The sequence below is a fragment of the Rahnella selenatireducens genome, from assembly GCF_046449555.1.
GTDB classification, from domain to species: domain Bacteria; phylum Pseudomonadota; class Gammaproteobacteria; order Enterobacterales; family Enterobacteriaceae; genus Rahnella; species Rahnella selenatireducens.
Map to the genome: position 1 here is coordinate 1 of NZ_JBKEZJ010000001.1, position 19,517 is coordinate 19,517.

17 protein-coding genes, 2 tRNA genes and 1 pseudogene are annotated in these 19,517 nt (G+C 49.8%); 9 read left to right on the forward strand and 11 right to left on the reverse strand.

What is annotated here, in order from left to right:
- Together ACLBVC_RS00005 and ACLBVC_RS00010 are read right to left on the reverse strand one after the other, a co-directional pair.
- Positions 1 to 132: pseudogene (locus tag ACLBVC_RS00005) on the reverse strand (IS3 family transposase); the annotation flags it as partial.
- A 139-nt stretch (positions 133 to 271) separates the two neighbouring features.
- Positions 272 to 613 carry a Grx4 family monothiol glutaredoxin gene (locus tag ACLBVC_RS00010; RefSeq protein ID WP_015697793.1) on the reverse strand — a complete coding sequence of 114 codons (342 nt, stop codon included), beginning with the start codon at positions 611 to 613 and terminating at the stop codon, positions 272 to 274.
- A 463-nt stretch (positions 614 to 1,076) separates the two neighbouring features.
- On the opposite strand from ACLBVC_RS00010, the gene ACLBVC_RS00015 reads away from it, so the two are divergent.
- Positions 1,077 to 1,979: a C40 family peptidase gene (locus tag ACLBVC_RS00015; protein WP_410148058.1), complete on the forward strand. Its 903-nt coding sequence runs from the start codon at positions 1,077 to 1,079 to the stop codon at positions 1,977 to 1,979.
- A 165-nt stretch (positions 1,980 to 2,144) separates the two neighbouring features.
- Here ACLBVC_RS00015 and cydH read toward each other — a convergent pair whose 3' ends face one another.
- Positions 2,145 to 2,234, reverse strand: a complete 90-nt coding sequence (gene cydH, locus ACLBVC_RS00020) for a cytochrome bd-I oxidase subunit CydH (protein ID WP_104922526.1) — start codon at positions 2,232 to 2,234, stop codon at positions 2,145 to 2,147.
- Positions 2,235 to 2,567: 333 nt separating this feature from the next.
- Between cydH and purR the strand changes: the two genes are divergently transcribed.
- A complete protein-coding gene (gene purR, locus ACLBVC_RS00025; RefSeq protein ID WP_104922527.1) occupies positions 2,568 to 3,593 on the forward strand; it encodes an HTH-type transcriptional repressor PurR in 1,026 nt (341 codons plus the stop codon).
- A 36-nt stretch (positions 3,594 to 3,629) separates the two neighbouring features.
- Here the strand turns inward: purR and punR are convergent, their stop codons facing one another.
- Positions 3,630 to 4,535 (reverse strand): DNA-binding transcriptional activator PunR, encoded by a 906-nt coding sequence (gene punR / locus ACLBVC_RS00030; RefSeq protein ID WP_410147385.1) that lies wholly within the window; start codon positions 4,533 to 4,535, stop codon positions 3,630 to 3,632.
- A 136-nt stretch (positions 4,536 to 4,671) separates the two neighbouring features.
- Between punR and punC the strand changes: the two genes are divergently transcribed.
- Both punC and cfa read left to right on the forward strand, forming a co-directional pair.
- Positions 4,672 to 5,883, forward strand: coding sequence for a purine nucleoside transporter PunC (gene punC / locus ACLBVC_RS00035; protein WP_410147386.1), 1,212 nt, complete (start codon positions 4,672 to 4,674; stop codon positions 5,881 to 5,883).
- Positions 5,884 to 6,244: 361 nt separating this feature from the next.
- On the forward strand, positions 6,245 to 7,396 hold the full coding sequence (gene cfa / locus ACLBVC_RS00040; RefSeq protein ID WP_410147387.1) for a cyclopropane fatty acyl phospholipid synthase: 1,152 nt from the start codon (positions 6,245 to 6,247) through the stop codon (positions 7,394 to 7,396).
- Between the two features lie 93 nt (positions 7,397 to 7,489).
- Here the strand turns inward: cfa and ACLBVC_RS00045 are convergent, their stop codons facing one another.
- Positions 7,490 to 8,143: a riboflavin synthase subunit alpha gene (locus tag ACLBVC_RS00045; RefSeq protein WP_410147388.1), complete on the reverse strand. Its 654-nt coding sequence runs from the start codon at positions 8,141 to 8,143 to the stop codon at positions 7,490 to 7,492.
- A 253-nt stretch (positions 8,144 to 8,396) separates the two neighbouring features.
- Between ACLBVC_RS00045 and ACLBVC_RS00050 the strand changes: the two genes are divergently transcribed.
- From ACLBVC_RS00050 to ACLBVC_RS00070, 5 genes are all read left to right on the forward strand, one after another.
- Complete coding sequence (locus ACLBVC_RS00050; protein ID WP_410147389.1) at positions 8,397 to 9,770, forward strand: MATE family efflux transporter; 1,374 nt, start codon at positions 8,397 to 8,399, stop codon at positions 9,768 to 9,770.
- A 233-nt stretch (positions 9,771 to 10,003) separates the two neighbouring features.
- A tRNA-Val gene (locus ACLBVC_RS00055) sits at positions 10,004 to 10,080 on the forward strand.
- Between the two features lie 30 nt (positions 10,081 to 10,110).
- Positions 10,111 to 10,187, forward strand: a tRNA-Val gene (locus ACLBVC_RS00060).
- A gap of 569 nt (positions 10,188 to 10,756) precedes the next feature.
- The gene (gene pykF / locus ACLBVC_RS00065; protein ID WP_410147390.1) at positions 10,757 to 12,169 is read left to right on the forward strand and encodes a pyruvate kinase PykF; all 1,413 of its coding nucleotides are present in this window, start codon (positions 10,757 to 10,759) and stop codon (positions 12,167 to 12,169) included.
- Between the two features lie 292 nt (positions 12,170 to 12,461).
- Positions 12,462 to 12,698 carry a major outer membrane lipoprotein gene (locus ACLBVC_RS00070; RefSeq protein ID WP_013576093.1) on the forward strand — a complete coding sequence of 79 codons (237 nt, stop codon included), beginning with the start codon at positions 12,462 to 12,464 and terminating at the stop codon, positions 12,696 to 12,698.
- 213 nt (positions 12,699 to 12,911) lie between these two features.
- Here ACLBVC_RS00070 and ACLBVC_RS00075 read toward each other — a convergent pair whose 3' ends face one another.
- From ACLBVC_RS00075 to sufB, 6 genes are all read right to left on the reverse strand, one after another.
- Positions 12,912 to 13,925, reverse strand: a complete 1,014-nt coding sequence (locus ACLBVC_RS00075; protein WP_410147391.1) for a L,D-transpeptidase family protein — start codon at positions 13,923 to 13,925, stop codon at positions 12,912 to 12,914.
- Between the two features lie 260 nt (positions 13,926 to 14,185).
- On the reverse strand, positions 14,186 to 14,599 hold the full coding sequence (sufE, locus tag ACLBVC_RS00080; protein ID WP_410147392.1) for a cysteine desulfuration protein SufE: 414 nt from the start codon (positions 14,597 to 14,599) through the stop codon (positions 14,186 to 14,188).
- Between the two features lie 28 nt (positions 14,600 to 14,627).
- Positions 14,628 to 15,848, reverse strand: a complete 1,221-nt coding sequence (gene sufS / locus ACLBVC_RS00085) for a cysteine desulfurase SufS (RefSeq protein ID WP_410147393.1) — start codon at positions 15,846 to 15,848, stop codon at positions 14,628 to 14,630.
- Positions 15,848 to 17,149 carry a Fe-S cluster assembly protein SufD gene (gene sufD, locus ACLBVC_RS00090; RefSeq protein WP_410147394.1) on the reverse strand — a complete coding sequence of 434 codons (1,302 nt, stop codon included), beginning with the start codon at positions 17,147 to 17,149 and terminating at the stop codon, positions 15,848 to 15,850. Before sufD ends, sufS begins: the two co-directional genes overlap by 1 nt.
- On the reverse strand, positions 17,124 to 17,870 hold the full coding sequence (sufC, locus tag ACLBVC_RS00095; RefSeq protein WP_410147395.1) for a Fe-S cluster assembly ATPase SufC: 747 nt from the start codon (positions 17,868 to 17,870) through the stop codon (positions 17,124 to 17,126). The genes sufD and sufC overlap by 26 nt, the downstream gene beginning before the upstream one ends.
- Before the next feature lie 123 nt (positions 17,871 to 17,993).
- Entirely contained in the window at positions 17,994 to 19,517 is a 1,524-nt protein-coding gene (sufB, locus tag ACLBVC_RS00100; protein ID WP_152325716.1) for a Fe-S cluster assembly protein SufB, read from the reverse strand.

Consider the following 19,517-nt stretch of genomic DNA (forward strand, 5'->3'; position numbering starts at 1 on the left):
ATGGCTGCCTTGAATACCATACCGGTCTTGCGCCTCGCGGTAAGTCATTTCGCCTTTTTCGACCTGTTCGACTACAGCCAATTTAAAGGATAGAGAGTAATCGCGTTGGGTACGTTTAACATATTGGTTCATCACATTTTCCTCAATATACGAGTTAAATGTGTCAACGCTATTTAGGACGGGTCAATACAAATAAAAAGAGCGACATAATGTCGCTCTTTTTTACCGGTAACCCCGGGTCAGGCTGCCGGTATTTCTGAATCGCCCTGAATTACTCTTCAGAGGATTTGTACTTCTCAGCCGTTTCTTTGATCAGCTGTTGCAGTTCACCACGCTGGAACATCTCAACCACGATGTCGCAACCGCCAACCAGCTCACCATCAACCCACAGCTGCGGGAACGTTGGCCAGTTTGCAAATTTTGGCATCTCAGCACGGATATCCGGGTTCTGCAGGATATCAACGTACGCGAAACGCTCGCCGCACGCAGACAGCGCCTGAACGGCCTGTGCAGAGAAACCGCAGCTTGGCAGTTTTGGAGAACCTTTCATGTACAGCAGAATCGGGTTTTCAGAAACTTGCTTCTGAATTTTTTCAATCGTTGGAGTGGTCATTTCTTGCTTCCTCAAGCCGGTACAGGCTGTCACGGTCATTACTCTTCACGCGCAGCACACAGAGACGGTGCGCAATCACAATGCTTTCTATTGTAACGATGGCTGCCACCAGATAAAAACGCCAATTTTTGTGGGGTCTTTCTGAATACTGGCATTTTCCTAAACAATCTTTAGCGCTTGCGTTCAGGCTCACATATTTAAAGATTCATCGAGAATAACATTTTTGCCGTTCGGCGATAATGTCAGATTTGCAAAATCCCATTCTTTAACTTAAATAATAACATGATGAAAAGTGGTTATTTTTTTGACTAAAAATGGCGGTTATTTCGACATAAAAAAAGCTATTAACTTTTTCTCACAATATGATCTAGAATCGAGGCAATTCGTGCTTTTTTGTCTCGTTCTTTTAGGCAATACTCTGACATCCCTGATGTTTAACCCTACCACTCATGGTAACGAAGCTATGCGCTTACTGTTCACGCTTTTTGTGCTGCTCTTTACCCAGCTGTTTCTGAATATGGCTCACGCGTCGCCACAGACTCGTGTTGCTGCCGATCAGCGAAAGAGTCATGTCAACCAGGTCACACCGGAAGAACGCCGAAAGCGAAAAACAGCAGCTGCGAAAACCAGCAAGAAAACCAAAGTCGCGCCGGTTTCAGAACCTAAAACTCAGGAAAAAGTTTCGAAGAAGAAAGTAAAAAGCACCGAACTGGTTAAGCGAAAGACGCCTTCTGAAAAAACAGTAAAAACGACGCGGGCCGAGAGTAAAAAAGAAAAGACACTCAAGACAACGCGGGCTGAGAAAAAAGCAGAGAAAGAAACGAAAAACCGTTCTCTCGCCAAAAACAGCAGTGAAAAGGCCAGTAAAAAAGAAGCGTATGGTCGCCACCGCAAAGGCAAAAAGTTACGTGAAGAAGACAGTAAGCCGATAACGCTCAGCGCAACACACAAAAAACGTTATCAGCATGCGCAGCAAACCGCGATGACCAAGCTGATGCACCAGGTCGGCAAACCTTACCGCTGGGGCGGAACGTCACCGAATACAGGTTTCGATTGCAGCGGACTGGTCTACTACGCATACAAAGATTTGATCCGTATTAAAATGCCCCGCACAGCCAATGAAATGTACCACTTGCGCGATGCGGCTCCGGTCAAACGGGGTGAATTAGAATCCGGCGATCTGGTGTTCTTCCGGATTAATAACCGCGGCGCCGCAGACCATGTCGGTGTTTACGTAGGAAACGGGAAGTTTATCCAGTCACCGCGCACCGGCGAAGACATTAAGATCACCTCACTGGGTGACGATTACTGGCAAGATCATTATGTAGGCGCACGACGGGTAATGACCCCTAAGACAATCCGATAATAAACAATTCGTTAAGTCTGAAGTTTCGCTAATCAGCCATTGAATAGCATTTAACGAAGAGTTTCTGCAGGGAAGAGTATCGGCGGAATGGGTGACTGCGTAAAATTGAAAAGGGCGATTCCTGTTATAGGTAATCGCCCTTTTTTATTGCGGCTTTCGCACAAATCAGTTCATCACTGCGGTAAAGCTGAAAGCAATAATCACGAGCAAAGCGCAGACCGTAGTGATCAAAGAAAATTTCAGGTTGCTGTCCATCAAACCCCCTTACGGATCAAATTGTGGCGTTGGTTTAGCCACACTAAATGTGTGCCAACGCATTTTCTCATAATTCGCATTTAAAATCTTGTGCTGAATCACAGTAGGTTCATGACAATTTTACTTCCACTTTCCTGCATTATAAGTGAAAATTGTCGGTTACCACGCCTGTGTGCCGGTCGATTTCACCCGAGAGCATTTCACGCCTTACTCTGAAGAATCCACCCAACGATTTCACTGCCCTTTTCGAAGTCCGCAGTTAAATCCACGCAAGCAAACGATTAACATAATGCTAACGTGCTGAAACACGTGAGCACAGGAGTCATTTTTTACATGGCAACGATTAAAGATGTCGCAAAGCGCGCTGGCGTTTCCACCACAACCGTGTCGCACGTCATCAATAAAACCCGTTTCGTCGCCGAAGAAACCCGAGCCGCGGTTCTCCTTGCAATCAAAGAATTACACTATTCACCCAGCGCTGTGGCACGCAGCCTGAAGGTCAATAACACAAAAACTATCGGTCTGCTGGCAACGTCCAGTGAAGCGCCCTACTTCGCCGAAGTGATTGAGGCCGTGGAAAACAGCTGTTTCTCAAAAGGCTATACGCTGATTTTGTGTAACTCACACAATAATCTGGAGAAGCAACAGGCCTACCTGCAAATGCTGGCGCAAAAACGCGTCGACGGTTTACTGGTGATGTGCGCGGAATATCCGGACGAATTGCTAAATATGCTTGAAGAATACCGTTCCATCCCGATGGTTGTGATGGACTGGGGCGAAGCGCGTAAGAATTTCACCGACAGCATTATCGATAACGCGTTCGAAGGCGGTTATATGGCCGGACGTTATCTGATTGAACGCGGTCATCGCGATATCGGCGTGATCCCGGGACAGCTGGCGCGAAACACCGGCGGCGGCCGTTTTCAGGGCTTTGTGAAAGCACTGACGGAAGCTAATATTCCTCTTCGTGAAGAGTGGGTCGTTCAGGGCGACTTTGAGCCGGAATCGGGCTATCAGGCCATGCATAAAATTCTGATGCAGAAAAACCGTCCGACGGCCGTATTCTGTGGCGGCGACGTAATGGCAATGGGCGCAATTTGTGCCGCCGATGAACTGGGCCTGCGCGTACCGCAGGATATTTCCGTGATTGGCTACGATAACGTGCGTAACGCGCGCTATTTCTCACCGGCGCTGACGACAGTTCATCAGCCAAAAGAACGTCTGGGCGAAATGGCCTTTACCATGCTGCTGGACAGAATTATCAGCAAACGCGAAGAGTCGCAGACCATTGAAGTGCATCCGAAACTGGTTGAGCGCCGTTCTGTGGCCGACGGCCCGTATCGGGATTACCGCCGTTAATTCTCACTCGACGCCTGCGATGCAGGCGTTTTCTTTTCAGCCGCGCAACCATTCCCGGTTCATCGTTTCCGTATCGCCCATGTATTCCAGCAGCCACGCCAGCGAAGGCGACGGATTGCTCTGATCCCACGTCAGGCAGCACGGGCTGTCGGGGAAGATATTTTCCAGCGACAGTACCTGCAATTTCCGCTGTTCAATCCACGGCGTCACGCGGTGAACCGGCATCATCCCCACACATAAACCTTCGTTCAGACATTCCACCGCACACGTCCAGTCGGGAACCACCAGCCGCCGCTGGTTATCCAGCGTCCAGGTATCGCGTTTCGGCAATGTCCGCGATGTATCTTCCAGGCAAAGCGCAGGATAAGGCCGCAACTGATCGTCATTCAGTATTCCCGACGTCTGCGCCAGCGGATGTTGCACGCTAACCACACAATGCCAGTCCATAAAACCCATATCGCGGAAACTGAACCGCCCTCCGACGGGGATCGCCCGCGTCGCACCGATGGCGACATCTGCCCGCCCGTCGACCAGCGCGTCCCAGACACCGTTAAAGACTTCCGAATGAATGATGAGCTCGGTATCGGGGAAATGGCGGTAGAAATCCAGCACCAGCCGCCGTGTCCGCGCAGGTTTAACGATACGGTCGACGGCCACCCGTAATTCTCCGCGCCAGCCGTTTGCGACCTGCTGACACTGGCGACGGGTAGCTATCATTTTTTTTGTCAGAATCCGTGCTTCATCGACAAAAACTTTCCCTGCGGGCGTCAGAACAACGTCACGGTGTCTGCGCTCAAATAAAGGAACGGCCAGCCATTGTTCAAGCTGGCGCACGGTATAACTGATGGCCGACGGCACGCGGTGCAAATCCTGCGCGGCTGCGCTGAAACTGCCTGTTCGGGCGACGGCGTCCACGACTTCAAGTGCATATTCGGACCACATTGTTTAGCCTTCAATATTTTTGATAGCAGAATGCAAATATTAGCGTTTCACAAGCCTGTTATCCAAGCGTTAAACTCCGCATCCGATATGATTTCTGCGTCAATTCATCTGCACTAAATAAATTAAAGAGACAATAATGAAACCCTCACTTGGATTTATGCTCTATCTTGCCGGGCTGAGCATGCTTGGCTTTTTAGCGACCGATATGTACCTTCCGGCCTTCAGCGCGATGCAAACCAGCCTGATGACCAGCCCGGGCATGATCAGCGCCAGCCTGAGCATTTTCCTGGGCGGCTTTGCCATCGGCCAGTTGGTTTGGGGGCCGCTGTCCGACAAGATCGGTCGCAAACCGGTATTGCTGATCGGCTTAGCGCTCTTTGTCGTCGGTTGTCTGGGCGTACTGTGGGTTGAGAATGTCCGTGCCCTGTTGGCGCTACGTTTCCTGCAAGCTGTCGGCGTCTGTGCTGCCGCCGTCACCTGGCAGGCGCTGGTGGTAGATCGCTTTTCTGCCGATGTTGCTAAAAAAACCTTTGCCAGCATCATGCCGCTGGTGGCGCTTTCCCCCGCGCTTGCCCCTCTGCTGGGCGCATGGGTTCTTAATCATTTTGACTGGGAGGCGATTTTCGTTCTGCTGACCGGCGTAGCCGTTATCCTGCTGATCACCACGTTCACTCTGCGCGAAAAGACACCGGAGGTTCATGCCCCTGAAGATAAAGCCGGTTTCGCGAAGCTTCTTGCTTCGCGGGTTTACAGCGGTAATGTGATGATTTATGCCGCCTGCTCTGCTGGCTTTTTCGCGTGGCTGACCGGTTCTCCATTTATTCTCAGCGACATGGGATATTCGCCGGGCGTGATTGGCCTGAGCTATGTTCCTCAGACCATTGCTTTCCTGCTGGGCGGTTTTGGATGTCGCGTACTGATCAGTAAAACGGATGGGAATAAGATCCTGCCGTGGCTGTTGGCGGGTTATGGCGTCAGTGTTGCGGGTCTGTTCGGCGTAGCTATATTTACTGATGCCGGGCTGATGAGCCTGTTAATTCCGTTCTGTATGATGGCTTTGGTGAATGGCGCGATTTATCCCATTGTTGTCGCAAATGCATTAATGCCATTTACTGCTAATACAGGTAAGGCCGCGGCGTTGCAAAATACCCTGCAGTTGGGTTTGTGTTTCCTCGCGAGTCTGCTGGTTTCCGCATTTATTGTGCAACCACTCATGGCGACAGTCACCACGATGCTGTCTACACTACTGTTGGTAGTTTTAGGCCGCTGGCTGTCACTGCGTCAGGAAGAAGGGCAATCCGGTGAACAGGAACCGGAGCAGAAACAGCAAGCAAGGCATGCGAACTGATCGCAATAATGACCTTAAGTAACAATCACTTAATGGACATTTTCATTCGTCGCGATTAACTATTGAGAATGCCTGCCAGCGAGCCTATACTCAACAAAACCCAATAAAATAGCATTTTTACAATACTTTTATTACATACTTAGCGCCGGCGCGAGGGTCGCGTCACACTATTTATTCTGGTTTATTTTTCAAGGATGATTTTCCTGCACGCCATTTGTGTGCGGGTGTTCTTCTAAATTTCCTCTGTAGGTGTCGAATATCGGACGTGGCGCGAGTCGTCTGTTCTCATAAAGACCTGCACAAATTGCCTTTGCTTTTCCCGGCAGGTTAATAAGTCAGAAGAGAAAGTGATGGAGAAGCTATGAGTTCATCGTGTATAGAAGACCAAAGCATTCAGGACAATCAGTGGTATCGGATAGTCAGTGAATTGCTGGCTACGGCAGACATCCAGGTTAACGGTAATCGCCCTTTCGACCTTAAAGTAAAAAACACTGACTTCTTCAAGCGTGTTTTACAGGAAGGTTCTTTGGGTCTGGGTGAAAGCTATATGGATGGTTGGTGGGAATGTGAGCGCCTTGATATATTTTTCCAGCGTGTTCTCCGTGCAGGTTTGGAAAATAAACTCCCCCACCATTTCAAAGATACACTGCGCATCGCAGCTGCACGCCTAACCAATCTGCAATCCCGCAAACGTGCGTGGATCGTTGGGAAAGAACATTACGATTTGGGTAATGATTTATTCACTCTGATGCTCGACCCATATATGCAATATTCCTGTGGCTACTGGAAAGACGCCACGACGCTTGAAGAAGCGCAGGAAGCTAAACTCAAAATGATCTGCGATAAACTGCAACTGAAACCGGGCCAGCGTTTACTCGATATCGGTTGTGGCTGGGGCGGATTGTCTGAGTTTGCAGCCCGCAATTATGGCGTCAGCGTTGTCGGCGTGACAATTTCTGCCGAGCAACAAAAACTGGCTCAGAAACGCTGCGAAGGCCTGGACGTCACCATCTTGCTTCAGGATTACCGCGATCTTAACGATCAGTTCGATCGCGTTGTTTCTGTCGGCATGTTCGAACATGTGGGTCCAAAAAATTATGACACCTACTTTAATGTCGCCAGACGCAATATCAAACCTGACGGCATTTTCCTGCTGCACACCATCGGTTCTAACAAAACAAATCTGAGTGTCGATCCTTGGATCGATAAATACATCTTCCCGAACGGTTGCCTGCCGTCTGTCCAGCAAATTGCTCAAAACAGCGAGTCATTGTTCGTGATGGAAGACTGGCACAATATCGGCGCAGATTATGACCGTACCCTGATGGCCTGGAATGAACGTTTCCAGAAACACTGGCCAGAACTGGCAGAACGTTACGGCGATCGTTTCCACCGGATGTTTACCTACTATCTGAATGCCTGCGCGGGAGCGTTCAGGGCTCGTGACATTCAGCTCTGGCAAGTTGTGTTCAGTCCGGAAGGTGTGGATGGCGGTATGCGCGTCCCGCGTTAACTCGGACAAGTAATGCTGTGCCATAAAAGCAAAAAACCGGACATGAATGTCCGGTTTTCTTTTGGTGCTTCTTCACACACGTGCTGAAAATAATTATTCAGCCCTTTCGATCATTGCCTGCGCAGTGGCAATTGCAGCTTCGCGACTGGCCAGCACGCGTTCAACGGTATCGACGATGGCCTGCGTTTGCGGATCAATTTCAATATTAATTTTATCCCCGAGACGCTTCGTTCCCAGCGTGGTTCTTTGCAGTGTTTCGGGAATTAAATGCACACAAAAACGGGTGCGGGTGACTTCGCCAATCGTCAGGCTGATGCCATCAATCCCTATATATCCTTTATGTAATACATATTTCATCAAATCTTCATGCGGCATGCGGAACCAGATTTGACGGTTATTTTCTGACGTCAGAATCTTCGCCACTTCAGCCGTACAAATAATATGCCCGGACATTAAATGCCCGCCGATTTCGTCATTAAAACGCGCAGCACGTTCCAGATTAACCTGATCGCCAATCTTGAGATCACCAAGATTAGTCAGACGCAGGGTCTCTTTCATCAGATCGAAACTGACCAAATCTCCCTTCACTTCTGTGACTGTCAGACAACAACCGTTGTGCGCGACAGAAGCACCTAGCTGGAGGTTATCAAGCATATCTTCGGGCAAGCTAACTACATGGGTACGGAAATTCGGTTTTTCGTCAATGGACACTACCGTTCCGGTTCCCTGAACAATTCCGGTAAACATAGCCTATTCCTCAATTTTAAATCTGCTTTATTAAGCCGACGTTTCTTTCAGTTTGCCGCAGAATTAATTGAAAGCCAATTCTCTGTGGGCAAAAATAGTCTCATATTGACGGATTTCATTATTTAACCGGTCATTAACAGCATTGTTTGCTTAAAAATATTGAAGATGTACAATCTTCTGGCTATTTTCCACTCTTTAATGCCGCCCTGCGTGGCGTTTTTTATTCAATATAATCAACAAAAAAGGTGTATCAGTGCAGAAGTACCTTGCAGAGGCGCGGGTCTTATTAGCGCTCGCGATCCCGGTCATACTTGCGCAGGTAGCCCAGACCTCTATGGGCGTGGTGGATACCATCATGGCAGGCTCGGTCAGCGCAACAGATATGGCTGCAGTTGCCGTCGGCACCTCAATCTGGCTACCCGCAATTTTATTCGGCCACGGCTTATTACTTTCGCTGACGCCAACCATCGCGCACCTGAACGGTGCCGGACGCCGGGACAAAATTGGTCATCAGGTCCAGCAGGGATTCTGGCTGGCCTCCGGCGTTTCTGTGCTGATCATTGCCGTCTTGTATCAGTGCGACCATCTTATTGGCCTGATGCACAACATCGATCCTGAGCTTAAAGAAAAAGCCGTCGGGTATTTGCACGCGATTATGTGGGGTGCGCCGGGTTATCTGTTCTTTCAGGTTTTGCGCGATCAGTGTGAAGGGTTGTCGAAAACCAAACCTGGTATGGTCTTCGGATTTATCGGGCTGCTAGTCAATATCCCCGTTAACTACATTTTCATCTACGGGAAATTCGGCGCGCCGGCGCTCGGCGGTGTCGGTTGTGGCGTGGCGACGGGGACGGTCTACTGGGTCATGTTCTTCATGATGCGGTTTTACGTGCGCCGTAATTACACAATGCGCGATATCGTAGCCCCTACCCGCTTTGCGAAACCTGACTGGCCGACGCTGCGCCGTCTGATCCAGCTCGGGATGCCGATTGCGCTGGCGCTGTTCTTCGAAGTGACGCTGTTCGCCATTGTCGCGCTGCTGGTTTCACCGTTAGGTATCGTGGCCGTCGCAAGTCACCAGATCGCCCTTAACGTCGGTTCACTGATGTTCGTGATCCCTCTTTCGCTTGGCGTTGCAGCAACGATCCGCGTCGGCTCCCGCCTGGGTGAATCGTCTGTGGAAGGTGCCAAAGTGGCGGCTTATACCAGCATTCTGACCGGCATTGTGATGGCGTGTTGTACGAGCCTGACCGCCATCATCTTCCGTGAGCAAATTGCGTCACTTTACAATGACAATGTGGAAGTGGTCACACTGGCGTCTCATCTGCTGATATTTGCTGCGCTATTCCAGATTTCAGATGCGGTTCAGGTGATAGGAAGTGGCGTACTGCGCGGATACAAAGATACGCGTTCGATCTTCTACATTACGTTTGTTGCGTATTGGGTGCTGGGACTGCCAGTGGGCTATGTTCTCGGGCTGACAGATCTGCTGGTACCGCAAATGGGGCCGAGCGGATTCTGGTGCGGATTTATCCTTGGTCTGACTTTTGCCGCAGTGATGATGACGATCCGTATGCGCTGGCTGCAAAAACAACCCTCTTTTACTATTTTGCAAAAAGCGGGCCGCTGATCGGATTTAAAAATCCCGAAGTCTGAAATTCCGCGTACTGCAAAGTGAAAGCTGTGCGCGGAAAATTTCGTCATCCTGCTGGCTGTTATGCCTAAAAAAACAACGCAATGCGCATTAGCTCGGCAATCACTCACAATATGACAGTAAAATGTCTTTTTTCCCTTGCCAGCATTCAGAGAGGTCGTTAATATTCGTCCCCGTCGCCAACGCTGGCTGACATAGAAGAAAACGATGCGTCCGTAGCTCAGTTGGTTAGAGCACCACCTTGACATGGTGGGGGTCGGTGGTTCGAGTCCACTCGGACGCACCATTCTTCAAAAGCTTTACCGTTGCACATTGTGCGTCCGTAGCTCAGTTGGTTAGAGCACCACCTTGACATGGTGGGGGTCGGTGGTTCGAGTCCACTCGGACGCACCAAAGCAACGTTCACTCTTCTCACCCCGACTTAAATTTCCCTGAACGGTTTCCGTTTCTGAATAAACCTGATTTCACTCATTCGCATAATTTCTTTCTGAGTTTTAAATAAACCCGACGCCATCCGTTTGTATTTTTTTAAGAATATTTCGCAAATGTGGCATTTTCGAAGGTACCGTGACGAAACTGTTATGCCCTCTGGTTTTTACTCTGCCCGCTTTGGATAATTGCGCAACAAAGCTCTGTCATCTGCCCTAAGCTTGCGCAGCATCACGTTTTTTATTTGGTTTCCCACCCCGTTCCCCTCTATAATACGCATCGTCTCTTCGATTGAATGGTTTCAGCCCCTTGATCTGTCGATATCGCACTTATAAAAGCGTGACCACTCCAGTAGCGATGATAAATCGCACAAATCGCTATGGTTTGGCTGAACTTACTACACCATTCCTTTCACAGTCTTCTACGCTTAGTAATGATTTGATTCAACCAGGCAACACCTCAATTCCGCGCGGACAGCGATGCTGTCAGGCAAACACTTTTCCAATCCATCACAACTTGTAGATAAAATCGTCATGAAAAAGACCAAAATTGTTTGTACCATCGGGCCGAAAACCGAATCCGAAGAAATGCTGACCAAACTGCTTGATGCGGGCATGAACGTTATGCGTCTGAACTTCTCTCACGGTGATTACGAAGAGCACGGTCAGCGCATCCAGAATATCCGCAACGTTATGGCTAAAACCGGTCATAAAGCAGCAATCTTGCTGGATACTAAAGGCCCTGAAATCCGTACCATGAAACTGGAAGGCGGCAAAGACGCTTCCCTGGTTGCGGGTCAGACCTACACTTTCACCACCGATCAGAGCGTTATTGGTAACACCGAACGTGTTGCTGTGACCTATCAGGGTTTTGCTGCTGACCTCAAAATTGGCAACACCATTCTGGTCGATGATGGCCTGATTGGCATGGAAGTTACTAATGTCACTGAAACTGAAGTGACCTGTAAAGTGCTGAACAACGGTGACCTGGGCGAAAATAAAGGCGTTAACCTGCCAGGCGTTTCTATCGCACTGCCAGCACTGGCTGAAAAAGACAAACGTGACCTGATCTTCGGTTGTGAGCAAGGCGTTGACTTCGTCGCGGCTTCCTTCATCCGTAAACGTTCTGACGTTCTGGAAATCCGTGAACACCTGAAAGCACATGGTGGCGAACACATCCAGATCATCTCCAAAATCGAAAACCAGGAAGGCCTGAACAACTTCGACGAAATCCTCGAAGCTTCAGACGGCATCATGGTTGCTCGTGGTGACCTCGGCGTTGAAATCCCTGTCGAAGAAGTTATCTTCGCGCAGAAGATGATGATTGAAAAATGTAACCGCGCACGCAAAGTGGTCATCACCGCAACGCAGATGCTCGATTCCATGATCAAAAACCCGCGCCCTACCCGCGCAGAAGCTGGCGACGTTGCTAATGCCATCATCGACGGTACCGATGCCGTCATGCTGTCTGGTGAAAGTGCGAAAGGTAAATACCCGCTGGAAGCTGTAACCATCATGGCGACCATCTGTGACCGTACTGACCGTGTAATGCAGAGCCGTATCGACGGTCAGAATGACAATCGTAAACTGCGTATCACCGAAGCCGTTTGCCGTGGCGCTGTAGAAACCGCAGAAAAACTGGATGCACCTTTGATCGTTGTTGCAACCAGTGGTGGTAAATCTGCTATAGCTGTGCGTAAATACTTCCCGCACGCCACTATCCTGGCTCTGACCACTAATGAAATCACTGCACGTCAGCTGATCCTCACTAAAGGTGTTGTCACTCAGCTGGTGAACGAAATCGCTTCTACTGATGATTTCTACCGTATAGGTAAAGAAGCCGCGATCGAAAGTGGTCTGGCTCAGAAAGGCGATATCGTTGTGATGGTTTCTGGCGCGCTGGTACAAAGCGGCACAACCAATACTTCTTCGGTACATGTTGTTTAATTAAAAACGTGACCTGGGTATTAATAGACGTTGCATAATGCAGCGTCTATTTCTTCAAAAAGGCTCTTCTTACTTAAAAAGTGCTAAAAGCAGTAGCAGCAAAATTGGGATAAGTCCCATGGAATAAGGCTGTTTTCGCTGCAATTTTTAACTTTTTCGTAAAAAAAGATGCTTCTTTGAGCGAACGATCAAAATATAGCGTTTACCGGCAAAAAATTATTCTCATTAGAAAATAGTTTGTGTAATACTTGTAACGCTACATGGAGATTAACTTAATCTAGAGGGTTTTATAATGAATCGCACTAAACTGGTACTGGGCGCTGTAATCCTGGCTTCAACTATGCTGGCTGGTTGTTCAAGCAACGCTAAAATCGATCAACTGTCTTCAGACGTTTCTACTCTGAACTCTAAAGTTGACCAACTGAGCAACGACGTGAACGCAATCCGTTCTGACGTTCAAGCAGCTAAAGACGATGCAGCTCGCGCTAACCAACGTCTTGACAACCAAGCTCACGCTTACAAGAAGTAATATTTACTTCTCTAGTTCAATGGCGCACTCAGTGCGCCATTTTTTTTGCCTGTCATTCAGTCAGTTCCCTACTCTGCTTTTTCGTTTCCTGAATCCCCCCTCCTGCAGTCTGCCCCTTTAAATCCTCCTGCGTCACTTCCTGAGCTTCGGAAACAATAAAGGAGCCATATGGCTCCTTTTGGAAAATCACTTCTTAAATGCTTCTGTATAACGTTATTGCGTGCTGGCCGTCGTTACCGTTGGCGTATCCGCAGAGACAGTTTGTGGCGCGTTGGCTGCCGGTGGCGTATCCGTCGCTTTATCACCCACACTGACCACGACAGGCATCCCTGAACGACGCTTGATAGCCTCTTTCACAATCTCTGCGTTAGTATCATCGCTTTTGATGAATTTCTTCATCGCTGCAGTCAAAAGAATGGGTTTAGTTTGCGGATCGTCTTTCTCGGTATGCGACAGCGGCTGATGCACCTCAATGTAACGTTTTCCGTCCGGCTCGACATCAATTTTGATGGGCTGATTAACTATCTGAACGCGCGTGCCTTTCGGCACAGAATTAAACAGCGACTCGATATCGTCGGGGCGCAACCGGATACAACCCGAACTGACGCGCATACCAATGCCGAAGTTAGCATTCGTCCCGTGGATCAGGTACTGGCCGGTACCGGCAGAAAGACGCATTGCAAACAGCCCCATAGGGTTATCTGGTCCCGCCGGAACCATACCCGGCAACGTGATGCCATCTTTCAGGTAAGCTTTACGAATGTTGGCCGTTGGCGTCCACGTCGGGTTCGGTATCTTCTGGCTCACTGAAGTGACCATTTCTGGCGTATTACGTCCTAACTGGCCAATACCAATCGGATAAACAACAACTCTATTTTCACCCTTCGGATAGTAGTAAAGGCGCAGTTCCGCGAGATTAACCACAATCCCTTCGCGCTTGGTGTCGGGCAGCAGCATTTGCGAAGGAATGGTCAGCACGGTGCCCGCTTTCGGCAAATATGGGTCGGTACCCGGGTTAGCTTCCAGCATTGCAATCAGCCCGATTTGGTATTTAGCCGCCACATCTTCTAAAGGTTTGCCGTCATTGGGCACGACATACGTCGTGTTTTCGCCAATCAGGCGGCTGTTGTCCGGCGGCAAGGGGTATTCTGCTGCACCTGCGGTCATGGAATGTGTTGTCAGAAATGTGCCAACCAACATTGCCAGAAGGGGTAATGCGCGTCTCATACTCAGTCCTTTTTCGGCTCGCATTCAGACCATCTGAAGCAAGACAATTATCTCGTCTGATAATACTAGCAGCGCAGAATCACGTAGCAATCAAACCACAGAAAATCAGAAAGTTACCTTACGCAGATGCAGGGAAATACACAGAAGATAGTGGGTTGAAAAATCAGGAGTAAATGAGTTGAGACAGGGAGAAGTGAAGAAATGACTTTGCTCATTAGCAGATAATTCCTAATGAGCAAAGATGTCGCTCAGGAACCGACTCAGGCCAGTTCAGCCGCTTTTGCACGGATAGATCGAATCATGGCTTCCAGCCCCTGAGAGCGGGAAGGTGTCAGATGCTGGCTGAGCTCAAGTTCAGAGAAGAACGGACGCACATCCAGATCCACCACATCACGAGGCGTTAAGCCCTGATACAGGCTGAATACTATAGCCACGAGACCTTTCACGATAGCGGCATCACTGTCACCTTCAAAGGTCAGCGCGCCACTTTCATCCATACGCATCACGATCCAAACCTGACTCTGACAACCCGCAATCAGATTTTTATCCTGACGATGTTCTTCAGGCAAAACAGCCAGCTGGCCGCCCAGTTCAATCACGTACAGATATTTTTCTTCCCAATTCGGGCATCGGGCAAAATTTCTGACTAACTTATTTTTATCTGGCAAAGCCATAACGACGTCCTGCTCAGGGCTGTCAGGATTAACCCAACAGCCGGTGAATTCGTTGCAATCCTGCGACCAACCGGTCGACTTCTTCGCGGGTATTGTACATCGCCAGCGAGGCGCGGCACATAGCCGGAACACCATAGAAGGACATTAATGGCATCGCGCAGTGATGACCGGTGCGGATTGCAATACCGTATTGATCGAGGAAACTGCCCACGTCGTAGGCATGGTGTTTGCCGAGATTAAACGCAATCACGCCAGCGCGCGTTGCCGGGCCGTAGATCTGGATATCAGGCACCTGCGCCATCGCTTCAAGCGCATAGCTCATCAGCCCCTGCTCGTAAGCGTGGATATTCTCCAGCCCAAGCTCAGTGACATAGTCCATCGCCGCACCCAACCCCATAATACCGCCGGTGTTTGGCGTGCCCGCTTCAAAGCGCCACGGCGCCGCTGCGAAGGTCGTCCCTTCGGTCAGGCTGACGTGCTTAATCATTGAGCCGCCTCCTTCCCATGGCGGCATCTGGTCGAGCAATTCTTTACGACCGTAAAGAATACCGATGCCCGTTGGTCCGTAAAGTTTGTGCCCTGACCAGACGTAGAAATCACAGCCCAGCGCCTGAACATCCACCGCATGGTGCATGACCGCCTGCGCGCCATCAACCAGAACCGTCAGACCGGCAGCTTTCGCCTGAGGAATGATTTTCTCGATAGGGTTAACCGTGCCCAGCACGTTGGAAACATGCGCCAGCGTCAGGAGTTTAGTGCGTGGCGTAATAAGCTTTTCAAGCTGGGATAAATCCAGTTCACCATCCGGAGTGAGGTGCCAGACGTCAATGTGCAGGTCACGCTCTTTCGCCAGCATCTGCCAGGGAACAATGTTCGCGTGATGCTCCATTTCGGTCAGAATAATACGATCACCCGGCTGCAATAATATGCGTCCATAGGTGTTGGCGACCAGGTTAATGGCTTCCGTAGAACCTTTTACGAAGACGATTTCTTCTGCTGACGCCGCATTCATAAAGCGAGCGGCCTGCACACGGACGTTTTCCATCTGCTCAGTCGCTTCCGCGCTCATGGTATGAATGCCGCGGTGAACCGCAGCATAACCCTGTTCGAAGAAAGACATCTCACGGTCAATAACCTGACGCGGTTTCTGTGCGCTGGCTGCACTGTCCAGATAGGCCAGCGGCTGGCCGTTAACTTCACGGCTCAGCACAGGGAAATCGCTACGTACTCTTTCCAGTGGAAAACTCATTACGCACCTCGATTGAGTCGGCCTGCAATACGGGCAATCACGACTTCACGCAGGGTTTCATTCTCAATGGCTTCCGTCAACTCAGCAGCAAACGCGAAAATGATCATTTGCTGAGCATCCTGGCCGCTGATCCCACGGGTACGCAGATAGAAAAGCTGTTCGTCGTCGATACGACCCACAGTGGCACCATGGCTGCACTTCACGTCATCGGCATAAATTTCAAGCTGAGGTTTGGTATCAACTTCAGTTTGCTTGCCCAGCAACAGGTTGTTGTTGGTCATTTTACCGTCGGTTTTCAGAGCGTGCTGCGCTACTTTGATCATGCCGTTGAAAATCGCTTTTGCACGATCATTCACAATCACTTTGTGCAGCTGATTGCTGTTGCAATAACCTTTGTTGTGTTCCAGATATGTCCGGGTGTCAGCAATTTCAGAGTCAACAGGCAATACCAGACTGTTGATATTCAGATCGCTGTTTTCACCGTTCAGTTGCGCACTGGTGTTATTACGGGTCAGGCCCGCGCCCAGCAGGAAACTGTGGCTGGAAACACGGGAATCGCGCCCGATAACCAGATCATTGTGCGAGAAGTGGAAGCTGGCCTGGCTTTCAAAAGCCAGTTTGTAATGCGTGAAACCGGCATTATCGCCCACTTTTACCGTCATACGCGCACCGGTGAAATGGCCTTGATCGTTGAGGCTCAGATAATGTTCGATGACTTCAGCGCTTGCACCGTTTTCTATCTCGATATGATAGCGGTGATGAACCGTGTTCATTTCACGTGACTGGTCACGACCGCTGCTCAGATGCAGTAAATACAACGGCTTATCAGCCTGTTTACCCGCAGCCAAACGCACAGCGAAAGAATCCTGCGCCAGACTTTCCGTCAGGTGCAAAAAGACTTCGGACTGAATCGGATCCGGCAGCGTTTGCTGCGCAGCCGCGTTCAGTTTTTCAATTTCGAATACGCCGGTGTTTTCATCACTCAGGCTCGCATCAAAACGGCCATCCACGAAAACCAGACGATAGCAATCAAGCGGCAAAGCCAGTGATTTAACATTCTCAACTGTCAGAACCTGCTGCTGCGGGGCGAAGAACTGATTGCCCAGCAGTGAGGAAACTGGCGTGTATTTCCAGTCTTCCAGTTTTGCGTGTGGAAAACCAAGGCGAAGCACCTGTTGCCAGTGTGCATGCGCGTGAGCAGATTGTTCACCACCGCGGCTTTCAAAAAGACGGTAAAGCTGCTGCATGGCGTGCGAACTGCCCGCTGCAGGTGCATTACTCTTCGTCGGTAAGCCAGCCATAACCCTGCTCCTCTAACTGTTTAACCAAGGTGAAATCGCCGGATTTAACAATGCGGCCCTGATACAGAACATGCACGTAGTCAGGCTTGATGTAGTCGAGGATACGCTGGTAGTGGGTCACAATGACGAATGAACGTTTGCCATCGCGCAGTGCGTTAACACCGTTCGAGACAATTTTCAGTGCATCGATGTCCAGACCGGAGTCGGTTTCATCCAGAATGCACAAGCTTGGCTCAAGGGCCGCCATTTGCAGAATGTCGTTACGCTTTTTCTCACCGCCGGAGAATCCTACGTTCACTGAACGGGTCAGCAAATCCGCAGGCATTTTCAGCATGGTAATTTTTTCTTCGATGAAATCGGCGAAATCAAAGCGATCCATCGGAGCTTGTTCGCGGTACTTGCGTACAGCGTTTACGGCAGTTTGCAGGAAGAAATGGTTGGTCACGCCAGGGATTTCTACCGGGTACTGGAAGGCCATAAACACGCCTTCACCGGCACGATCTTCCGGAGCAAGCTCCAGCAGATCTTTACCGTTGAACATTACGGAACCTTCGGTCACTTCGTAATCTTCACGGCCAGCCAGTGTCGCGGAGAGTGTACTTTTACCTGAGCCGTTCGGACCCATAATGGCGTGTACTTCACCCGGCTTGATCTCGAGATCAAGTCCTTTCAGAATTTCCTTTTCTTCGACACGGACCTTCAAATTCTTAATGCTTAACATACGTATCCTTGAGTTTGCGCCTGCGCGCTCATAATTCTGTTTATGCTTTGACTGTGCTGAACTCAAACCTCACCGCTGCCAGCGTCACACCACGCGGAGGCGGGAGGAAAAACGTGCGGAAGATTAACCGACGCTGTGTTCAAGACTGATCGCCAGAAGTTTCTGTGCTTCGACAGCAAACTCCAGCGGCAGCTCGGAAAAGACATCTTTACAGAAACCGTTAACAATCATGGAAATCGCGTCATCTTCGCTAATACCACGTTGCAGGCAGTAGAACAGCTGGTCATCGCCGATTTTTGAGGTCGTGGCTTCATGCTCCAGCTGAGCGGTGTTGTTACGCACTTCAACATACGGGAAAGTATGTGCGGCGCTGTCTGCGCCAATCAGCATGGAGTCACACTGCGTAAAGTTACGGGCATTTTCAGCACTTGGTAGGATCTTAACCAGACCGCGATAACTGTTCTGGCTGTGGCCTGCAGAAATACCTTTGGAGATGATGGTCGATTTGGTGTTTTTACCAATGTGAATCATCTTAGTGCCGGTATCTGCCTGCTGTTTGCCGCTGGTCAGCGCAACGGAGAAGAATTCGCCGATGGAGTTATCACCTTTCAGGATAACGCTCGGGTACTTCCAGGTAATCGCTGAGCCGGTTTCAGACTGCGTCCACGACATCTTCGAACCCGCGCCTTCGCACAATGCACGTTTGGTCACGAAGTTCAGGATCCCGCCGCTGCTGTCTTTGCTACCGGAGAACCAGTTCTGCACGGTGGAATATTTCACCTCCGCATCTTTATGTAAAATGACTTCAACCACGGCCGCGTGGAGCTGATAGGTGTCACGAACCGGGGCAGAACAGCCTTCGATATAGCTGACGTAACTGCCTTCATCGGCAATCAGGATCGTACGTTCAAACTGGCCGGTTTTCGCTGCGTTGATACGGAAATACGTGGAGAGTTCCATCGGGCAACGGACGCCCTTAGGGACATACACGAAAGTTCCGTCGGACGCGACCGCCGCATTCAGCGCTGCAAAGAAGTTGTCCTGTGCAGGCACAACCGTACCAAGGTATTTACGCACCAGATCTGGGTATTCGTGAATGGCTTCGCCGAATGAGCAGAAAATAACGCCTGATTCAGCCAGCTTTTCACGGTAGGTCGTGGAAACGGAAACGGAGTCAAAAATGGCATCAACCGCCACTTCTTTCCCTTCACGCACAGGAACACCCAGCTGTTCAAACGCTTTTTCCACTTCGCTGGTCAGGTAGTTTTTACCGTCAAGCGCAGGAATGCTGTGAGAATTTTCAGGAGGTTGTTGCGTAGCTCCAGGCTGAGAACCACAGGTATCATCACAGCTGCCGCATGAAGGCGCGGAGTAATAGCTGTAATCCTGATAGTCGAGAGGCGTGTAATACGCTTTCAACCAGTGAGGTTCTTCCATTTTCAACCAGGCATGATAAGCCTGCAGACGGAACTCCAGCATCCACTCCGGCTCATTGCGCTTTGCGGAAATGGCACGCACGACATCTTCGTTGATGCCTGATGCTAATTCATCGGTTGCCAGCTGGGTGAAGAACCCTTCCTTATAGTTCGTCTCCTCGCCGACCCAAGACTGCACATCATCTGGAATTTCTACGTTGCTTCGTGACAT